This window comes from Parasynechococcus sp. (genome assembly GCF_042954245.1).
Taxonomy (GTDB): domain Bacteria; phylum Cyanobacteriota; class Cyanobacteriia; order PCC-6307; family Cyanobiaceae; genus Parasynechococcus.
This window is the reverse complement of sequence record NZ_JBGKDP010000172.1, coordinates 1-6,997: the sequence shown is the minus strand read 5'-3', so window position 1 is coordinate 6,997 and position 6,997 is coordinate 1. Positions and strand designations below refer to the sequence as shown.

The window sequence follows — 6,997 nt, the reverse complement described above, 5'->3', positions numbered from 1 at the left end:
CCAGCAACGCACCAAACGCAATGTCGGTAGGCCAACAGCCGCTGTCATCCGGCGCACTTGCCGGTTGCGCCCCTCGGTGAGGGACAGCTCCAGCCAGCTGGTGGGAATTGCAGCGCGATAACGAATCGGGGGTGTTCTCTCGGGCAACTGCGGTTGGTCCTGTCCCTGAAACCAGCGCGCCTTTGCAGGCAAGGTACGCCGCCCCTGAACCAGAACGCCATCACGAAGCTGTTGCAGTTGATCAGTGTTGGGGGTTCCTTCCACCTGCGCCCAGTAGCTGCGCCAGTGGCCAAAGCGAGGGTCAGTGAGGCGCTTTTGCAGTCGACCGTTGCTGGTGAGGATCAGCAGCCCCTCGCTGTCAACGTCGAGCCGTCCTGCGGCATAAACTCCGGGTACATCAACAAAGTCGCTAAGGCAACGCCAGCGGCTTCCCTCCTCTGGCGTGAATTGACTCAAAACCCCGAAGGGCTTGTTCAGCAGCAGCGTCGTCAAGTCAGCTTGCGTTTTCGCGCATCCTCCACAGGTTGACCACGCCGATGGAGATCAGCAGCAGGCCGAGATCCAGGCTCAACGGGGGGAGAATCACGGCAAGGGGGGTGTGTCGGCGTTGGAGCCTAGGGGCTATGTTGTCTTTGCGGGGTGCAAGTGGCCTTCTAAACTGATTTCAGCAAGACAGAACTGGCCACCAGCGCATGATCGAAACCTCGGGCGTGATCGAGAAGGAACAGGGCAACGGGTTCTATCTGGTCACCCTCGAGCAGCCTGCTGGCCACCAATGCCTCTGCAGAGCCGCTGGAAAGCTCACCAAGTTCCGGATCAAATTGCTCGCTGGCGACAAAGTGCTTGTTGAGATCAGCCCCTACGACCTCACCCGCGGCCGCATCACCTACCGCGAGCGCAATGCCGGTGCTCCCGGCGGTCGTCCCGGCGGCAACCGTCCCGGCGGACCGCGCCGTCGCTGAGGGTCGCTGCCCTCAGGCGGCAGCCTGAAGACAAGCTTCAATCGCAGCTTTGAATTCACTGCGCTGCTTCACGCCGCGCCACTGCTCCACCATGGCCTTGTTGTGGAACAGCTGCACGGTGGGTGTACCTTTCACTCCGGCCTGTTCGGCGATCTCCTGATCCGCTTCAATGTCGATGACAACCGCTTGGGCGGATCCATTAAGTTCTTGAATCACGCGCTGCAGTTGGGGCTTCAGCACGTGGCAAGGGCCGCAGCTGGGTGAGGTGTAGATCACTAGCAAAGGCTTTGCGCTGTCGTGATACAGCTTTCGCAGGGCCAAGCTTCCCTTTTGCCAAAGCCCTTGGGGGTCATAGGTGGCTTCCGTGGTGACATCCACATTCACCGGGCGTTCCGCCACCGCGGGCTCCACCTGCTCACGCTGCACCTGGGTGGCCAGGTTGTGGTGACTCAGCCAGCGCTCCGCTGCCAAGGCCGCCTTGCAGCCACTGCCAGCTGCGGTGATGCCCTGTCGCCATTCGGCATCGGCCACATCACCGGCCGCGAAGACGCCTTCCATGGACGTTTCTGGCCGTCCCGGTTCCGTTTTCAGGTAACCCTTCCCGTCCAGATCCAGTTGCCCCTGAAGCAGATCGGTGTTGGGGGTGTGGCCGATGGCATAGAAGAGCCCTTTGACGGAGAGGGTGGTTGAACTGCCCTCGATGCGATTGCGCAGGGTCATTGACTGCATCCAGTCGTCCCCGCTCACGTCGTCGATTTCACTGTTCCAGTGCACCGTGATCGCGTCGTTGGCCAACACCCGATCAGCCATGGCGGCACTGGCGCGGAGTTTGTCGGAGCGCACCACCAGATGTACATGGCTTCCGTATTTGGTCAGGTACACCGCCTCTTCACAGGCGGAGTCGCCTCCGCCCACCACGGCGAGTTCCTCATTGCGGAACTGCGGTGTGGCGCCATCACAGATCGCGCAGGCACTGATGCCTTTGCTCCAGAAGGTTTCTTCCGAGGGAAGTTGGAGACGGTTGGCACTAGCGCCAGTGGCAATCACCAGGGCGTGGGTGCGGATGGTCTGTCCTTCGACCTCAATGCGATACGGCTTGGAGCTGAGATCAATGCTGTCGGCATCCGCTTCCAGTAGATGGGTGCCCCAACGCACCGCCTGGGACTTCATCAGGTCCATCAGGTCGGGCCCGAGCACACCATCAGGGAAGCCCGGAAAATTCTCCACATGGGTGGTGGTCATCAGCTGGCCACCGGGGATGCCGCCGCGCTGAAACCCAGTGATCAGAAACGGTTGCAGGTTGGCCCGTGCTGCATAGATGGCAGCTGTGTAACCGGCTGGCCCTGATCCAACGATGACCAGATTTTTGACGTGATCGGTACCGGCCTGACCCACCGTTTAAGCGAACTGACTATGAGTTAAATCTAAAGCCCTGCTGGAAGCCGGCGTGAGAAAGGGATTCAGTTCAAATGGATGGGATTTAGGAGAATTTTGGAAAACATTCAGATTTCAACTTGTGAATCGTTCGACCTGGGGTCGTGGATCGGTCGTCGTTTGCTCGGGTTGCGCGGAACTGCCAAAACATTGGCCTCAAGCATCTCCACGTTTTCACCGATGCATGTGATCCATTCGCAGAATTCTTGAGTTATCGCATAACTGTCTTCATAGCGCTCTTCCTTGTCCAGGACTGCGATGCGCGTGGATGCCCAGCCCGTTGCGACGACGATCCGGCGTTCCATTACTGTCTCCTCGATGTTTTTCAGGTTGGCGGATCGGGGGTCCCTTTCGGCCGTCCATTTGTACAAGTTCGCATTTCCTCTGGCCAATGCTGTGCTCAGCGCTGCAAAAAAGCGGGCAATTCGGGCGTTTTCAGCCGGATGACAGCGCAGGCTCCGTCCTCCACCGCTTCCAGGGGAAGGCTCGGTCCGCGCCAGGCTCCAACCCCTGGCTGCTCGTCCTCGGCCTCCTGCTCCTGAGGCCGCAGCACGTAGAGCCTGGCCACCGACCATGACCGGGCGTAGTCCATCAGCAGTGGGTCCGCTGGAGCAAGGATGAAGGATGCTTCTCTGGGAATGGCTTCGCGGGCGGCTAGTTCGGGTGTCATCCGCACGGCTCGAGTGATGCCTTGCACAAAACGGCTTCGGGTCACCACGGTGGTCAGGTAGGCCACCACCCGCAGGCGTGGCGCATCAAAGCCTTCCGCGCACATGTCGATGCTCACCAGCCAATCGGCCTTACCGCTTTGAAAGACGTTCAAGCGCTCCGTTGCTTGGGGGCTCTGGGAATGGATCAACTCCACCCGGTTGCCGTCGTCAATCAACACCCGGCTATCGGCCAAGTGGATGGCGCGCGCGCCAGCTTTCCCGTTGCTCCGCCGATAGGGGGGAAACGTCGCGGTCGGGTTGTCCTTTGTGGCTGTGTTTCACCCAGCCGTCCTGAAAGCGGAACTACAGGGGGCGTACATCCCCTGCGGCGATTAAGTCCCTGGGTTCAACGCAGAGGTCCGGACGGATCTGCTCAACCCACCCACCGTCATCCAGCTGCACGCGCATGCGACGGGCGGCGCAGAACGCCAGGTTGTCGGTACGAAAGGGGGTGCCCGTGAGCCCCAGGCGCAGCTGCACGCTGCCGGTCAGCTCCAGAAAGGTCTGCCCCCACGCGGTGGCGTCAGGCTCGTCGGGATCAACGCCGAGATGGTGGGCCTCATCGGCGATCGCCATGCAGGCGCTCAGGCCCCATTGCGCGAGCCGTGCCCCTAGAGCCTCGCGCTGGCGACCGGCATCCTGATACGTTACCAACAAGCCATCGGCTGTCTGGCTTTGCTCCGGCGGGCAGAGAAACTCCTCCAGCCGCAAGCCAAGACGCGCCGCGGCGAATTTCCACTGATTGAGGATTGAGGTTCGGTGGCAGAAGACCACGAAGTGGTTGAGCCGGCCTTGATCGCGCATGGCGCAGATCCCAGCAAGGCCCCGAGGGTTTTGCCTGCCCCTGGTCCCGCAAACACCAGCAGGTCGCGGCGGCTGCCCTCAAGCTTGAGCCTGCGCCGTAGCAGCTGGATCAGCTTGTTGCTGCCACTGCCTTGGTTGAACCTACCGGGTTTGGACCTCGCTCGTGTTTTGCCTGGCCGGGAGGTTGAAGCTGACGGCTGAGATATCACTTCCCGGGAAGATGAGTCTTTTTAACCATTCTTTTGCGCTGTGGCATTTCTACCGTCCGGCCATCAGCTCCATCGGGATCGGGTCCCGCCCATCGCCATGGCCCAACGTCGTTTCTTCAGCAGCCCCCTCGATCAGCAGCGCGACCAGCTCGATGGCTGCTGGCAACTCGATTGCGACATCGATCCGTTGATTCTTCGGGCCCGCGTCCTGCACCGCCGCGGAGAGGTGAACGGAGCCGCCGGCCTCGAACAGGAAGTGCTGCCGATCGTCTGATCCGGCAGCATGTCTTGAATCACGTGCGCCTGCTTCAGAGCGCTTCGGCGTGGTTGACCACCAGGTGTTCCACCTCTTCCAAGGCCTCCTCTGAGGCGGAGCGAGCTGCCGTGAAATCCCCCTTGGCGGTGTCCAGCAGCTGCTGAGCGAGCCGATCCAGCAGCTCCTCTTTGTGTTCCTCAAGCATCGCCACGATCTCGGTCTCCACCAAGGTGCGCACCGCTTGAATGCGCAGGTCGTCGTTTTCGGCTTCCGCGAAGGTGCCCTGCACGAGTTCCTGGATGAACAGGCGGTGCACTTCGCTGCTGCGCAGGAAGCTTTCCGTGGCGTTGATCATCCCGTCCACCAAGGTGCGATCGGGCTCGCTCTCGCCGTCGTTGAGCTTGAACTCCCAGTCGAGATGGCGTCGCTGCCAGCCGGCCGTGTGCAGGCTCGGCATCACGCTTTGCGAAAAGGTGTCGACGGAGATTTCATAAATCCGCTCCGCCAGCCGTTCACACCAGTCTTTGCCGTGCAACTGGAGCGTGGACTGCATGGTTTCCCGTTCGACGGCATGGCCACCGTGGTGGCTGTGGCAGAGGCCGTCGGGACACTCGATTGCGCTGAGACCCATGGGGAGCACAGAGGGTGCACTTCACGTAGCAAGAGCGACAGAACTGAGGGCCTTTCTTCAGGAAGGTTCCTGATCGCGAGAGGGCGACCTCGTAACCTCGCCTGGGTCGGTGGTTGTGTTCGCCTTGCCCAGACTTCTGATACCGGTGGAGTCGACACCGGGAGAAACCCGGGTCGCGGCAACGCCCGACACGGTCAAAAAATTCATTTCGTTGGGCTGCAGCGTCGCAGTCGAATGCGGAGCCGGTACCCCTTCCGGATACCTTGATCAGGCCTACGCCGAGCAGGGCGCGGATCTCATTGAGACGGGAGACACGTCGGCTTGGAGTCAGGCAGACGTTCTTCTTTGTGTTCAATCGCCGAGCGCAGCCACCCTGGCTCGCCTGCGGCAGGGGGCGCTGGTGGTGGGTCTGCTCTCCCCTTACGCCAACGAAGAGCTGAAGGCCGCCCTGAATCGCAGCGGCCTCTCCGCCATGGCGCTCGAGCTGCTGCCCCGGATCAGCCGGTCCCAGTCTGCCGATGCGCTGTCCTCCCAGGCCAACATCGCGGGCTACAAGTCGGTGCTGCTGGCCTCCGCCGCGCTCGACCGTTACTTCCCGATGTTGATGACGGCGGCGGGCACCGTTCAGCCGGCCAAGGTGGTGATTCTCGGAGCCGGTGTGGCAGGCCTTCAGGCGGTGGCCACAGCGCGCCGTCTAGGTGCCGTGGTGTACGTCAGTGACATCAGACCTGCGGTGAAGGAGCAGGTGGAATCCCTCGGAGCCCGCTTCATTGAGCCCCCCGAGATGGAGGACAAGCCTTCGGAATCCGGTGGCTATGCCAAACAGGCCTCCGACGCTTTCCTGGCGGCCCAGCGTCAGCAGCTGTCGGATCAGTTGGCCGAGGCTGATGTGGCCATCTGCACCGCCCAGGTGCCGGGCCGTCGCGCTCCGCGTCTGATCAGCGAAGACATGCTTGATCGGATGCGCCCCGGCGCGGTGGTGATTGACCTGGCCGTGGCCCAGGGCGGCAACTGTGCCGACACCGTTCCTAGCCAGACTGTGGATCGCAAGGGTGTGAAGCTGATCGGTGGTAACGACCTGCCCTGCAGCGTTCCCAATCATGCCAGTGCGCTCTACGCCCGCAACCTTGTGGCTCTGCTGGAGCCCACCTTGAAGGACGGCGTCCTCAGCCTTGATCCCGAGGATGAGTTGATTGCCGGCTGTCTGATCGCCCAGGACGGCACTATCCGTCGTGGCGATGTCCTTACCCCAGGTGCCAACTGATGTTTGTTGAATTCCTCTGGGTTCTCCTGCTTGGCAGCCTGCTTGGGCTGGAGCTGATCGGCAAGGTTCCCCCCACCCTGCACACTCCATTGATGAGTGGTGCCAATGCCATCTCGGGCATCACCGTGTTAGCAGCGCTCACCGCCATCATCAACGCCGACGACAATACCGTGCTGTTGCTGCTCGGTTCCGTCTCACTGGGCTTTGCCCTGTTCAACGTGATCGGGGGCTTCCTCGTGACCGATCGCATGCTGGCCATGTTCAGCCGCAAGTCTGCTCGCAAGGAGAACCGCTGATGACTGACCTTCTCAAATACGCGATCGAGCTGGTTGCAGTTCTGCTGCTGGCTCTTGGCATCAAGGGTCTTTCCAAGGTGCGTTCTGCCCGGGGAGCCAACCAGCTGGCCGCTGTGGCCATGAGCCTTGCGGTGCTTGGTCTGCTGATCAACTATCTCGGCACCAGCGGCATCAGCATCGCCGCTTGGACTTGGATCATTGCCGGAACGTTGGTGGGTGGCGTGCTCGGTGCCATCACCGCCCAACGGGTGCCGATGACCTCGATGCCAGAGACGGTCGCCCTCTTCAACGGCTGCGGTGGCATGTCGTCGCTGCTGGTTGCCTTGGCTGCGGCGCTTTACCCGGCTGCACTAGATGCGGCAGGCCCAGTGGCCGTGGTGTCGATCGTTGTCTCCGTGTTTGTGGGTGCGATCACCTTCACCGGTTCGATC

Annotated in this window: 11 protein-coding genes; 5 read left to right on the top strand and 6 right to left on the bottom strand. The window is 61.5% G+C overall.

Going from position 1 to position 6,997, the window contains the following annotated elements; translation table 11 throughout:
• A partial coding sequence (locus ACGVJ8_RS07735) for a pseudouridine synthase (RefSeq protein ID WP_392346951.1) occupies window positions 1-492 on the bottom strand: 492 nt, incomplete at its 3' end.
• A gap of 200 nt (window positions 493-692) precedes the next feature.
• On the opposite strand from ACGVJ8_RS07735, the gene infA reads away from it, so the two are divergent.
• Window positions 693-962 carry a translation initiation factor IF-1 gene (gene infA, locus ACGVJ8_RS07730; protein ID WP_006041809.1) on the top strand — a complete coding sequence of 90 codons (270 nt, stop codon included), beginning with the start codon at window positions 693-695 and terminating at the stop codon, window positions 960-962.
• A gap of 12 nt (window positions 963-974) precedes the next feature.
• Here infA and trxB read toward each other — a convergent pair whose 3' ends face one another.
• The 4 genes from trxB to ACGVJ8_RS07710 all read right to left on the bottom strand — a co-directional run bounded on the left by trxB (window position 975) and on the right by ACGVJ8_RS07710 (window position 3,910).
• Window positions 975-2,357 (bottom strand): thioredoxin-disulfide reductase, encoded by a 1,383-nt coding sequence (gene trxB, locus ACGVJ8_RS07725; RefSeq protein ID WP_392346949.1) that lies wholly within the window; start codon window positions 2,355-2,357, stop codon window positions 975-977.
• Window positions 2,358-2,464: 107 nt separating this feature from the next.
• The gene (locus ACGVJ8_RS07720; protein WP_392346953.1) at window positions 2,465-2,767 is read right to left on the bottom strand and encodes a hypothetical protein; all 303 of its coding nucleotides are present in this window, start codon (window positions 2,765-2,767) and stop codon (window positions 2,465-2,467) included.
• Window positions 2,768-2,796: 29 nt separating this feature from the next.
• Window positions 2,797-3,300 (bottom strand): helicase-related protein, encoded by a 504-nt coding sequence (locus ACGVJ8_RS07715; RefSeq protein ID WP_392346947.1) that lies wholly within the window; start codon window positions 3,298-3,300, stop codon window positions 2,797-2,799.
• 109 nt (window positions 3,301-3,409) lie between these two features.
• Complete coding sequence (locus ACGVJ8_RS07710; RefSeq protein WP_392346945.1) at window positions 3,410-3,910, bottom strand: DEAD/DEAH box helicase family protein; 501 nt, start codon at window positions 3,908-3,910, stop codon at window positions 3,410-3,412.
• 306 nt (window positions 3,911-4,216) lie between these two features.
• Between ACGVJ8_RS07710 and ACGVJ8_RS07705 the strand changes: the two genes are divergently transcribed.
• Window positions 4,217-4,393: a hypothetical protein gene (locus ACGVJ8_RS07705; protein ID WP_392346943.1), complete on the top strand. Its 177-nt coding sequence runs from the start codon at window positions 4,217-4,219 to the stop codon at window positions 4,391-4,393.
• 34 nt (window positions 4,394-4,427) lie between these two features.
• On the opposite strand, the gene ACGVJ8_RS07700 is transcribed toward ACGVJ8_RS07705, so the two are convergent.
• Complete coding sequence (locus ACGVJ8_RS07700) at window positions 4,428-5,006, bottom strand: EF-1 guanine nucleotide exchange domain-containing protein (protein WP_392346942.1); 579 nt, start codon at window positions 5,004-5,006, stop codon at window positions 4,428-4,430.
• Window positions 5,007-5,130: 124 nt separating this feature from the next.
• Here ACGVJ8_RS07700 and ACGVJ8_RS07695 point away from each other — a divergent pair, with 124 nt between their 5' ends.
• The 3 genes from ACGVJ8_RS07695 to ACGVJ8_RS07685 form a co-directional block, all read left to right on the top strand.
• Window positions 5,131-6,270 carry a Re/Si-specific NAD(P)(+) transhydrogenase subunit alpha gene (locus ACGVJ8_RS07695; protein WP_392346940.1) on the top strand — a complete coding sequence of 380 codons (1,140 nt, stop codon included), beginning with the start codon at window positions 5,131-5,133 and terminating at the stop codon, window positions 6,268-6,270.
• A complete protein-coding gene (locus ACGVJ8_RS07690; RefSeq protein ID WP_392346938.1) occupies window positions 6,270-6,566 on the top strand; it encodes an NAD(P) transhydrogenase subunit alpha in 297 nt (98 codons plus the stop codon). The genes ACGVJ8_RS07695 and ACGVJ8_RS07690 overlap by 1 nt, the downstream gene beginning before the upstream one ends.
• On the top strand, window positions 6,566-6,997 hold a 432-nt coding region (locus ACGVJ8_RS07685; protein ID WP_392346936.1), incomplete at its 3' end, for an NAD(P)(+) transhydrogenase (Re/Si-specific) subunit beta. The genes ACGVJ8_RS07690 and ACGVJ8_RS07685, both read left to right, overlap by 1 nt.

Excerpts from the sequence above, each read along its gene's own strand:
- ACGVJ8_RS07700 (WP_392346942.1), bottom strand. The coding sequence starts at position 5,006 with ATGGGTCTCAGCGCAATCGAGTGTCCCGACGGCCTCTGCCACAGCCAC.
- infA (WP_006041809.1), top strand. The coding sequence starts at position 693 with ATGATCGAAACCTCGGGCGTGATCGAGAAGGAACAGGGCAACGGGTTC.
- ACGVJ8_RS07710 (WP_392346945.1), bottom strand. The coding sequence starts at position 3,910 with ATGCGCGATCAAGGCCGGCTCAACCACTTCGTGGTCTTCTGCCACCGA.
- ACGVJ8_RS07705 (WP_392346943.1), top strand. The coding sequence starts at position 4,217 with ATGGCCCAACGTCGTTTCTTCAGCAGCCCCCTCGATCAGCAGCGCGAC.
- ACGVJ8_RS07690 (WP_392346938.1), top strand. The coding sequence starts at position 6,270 with ATGTTTGTTGAATTCCTCTGGGTTCTCCTGCTTGGCAGCCTGCTTGGG.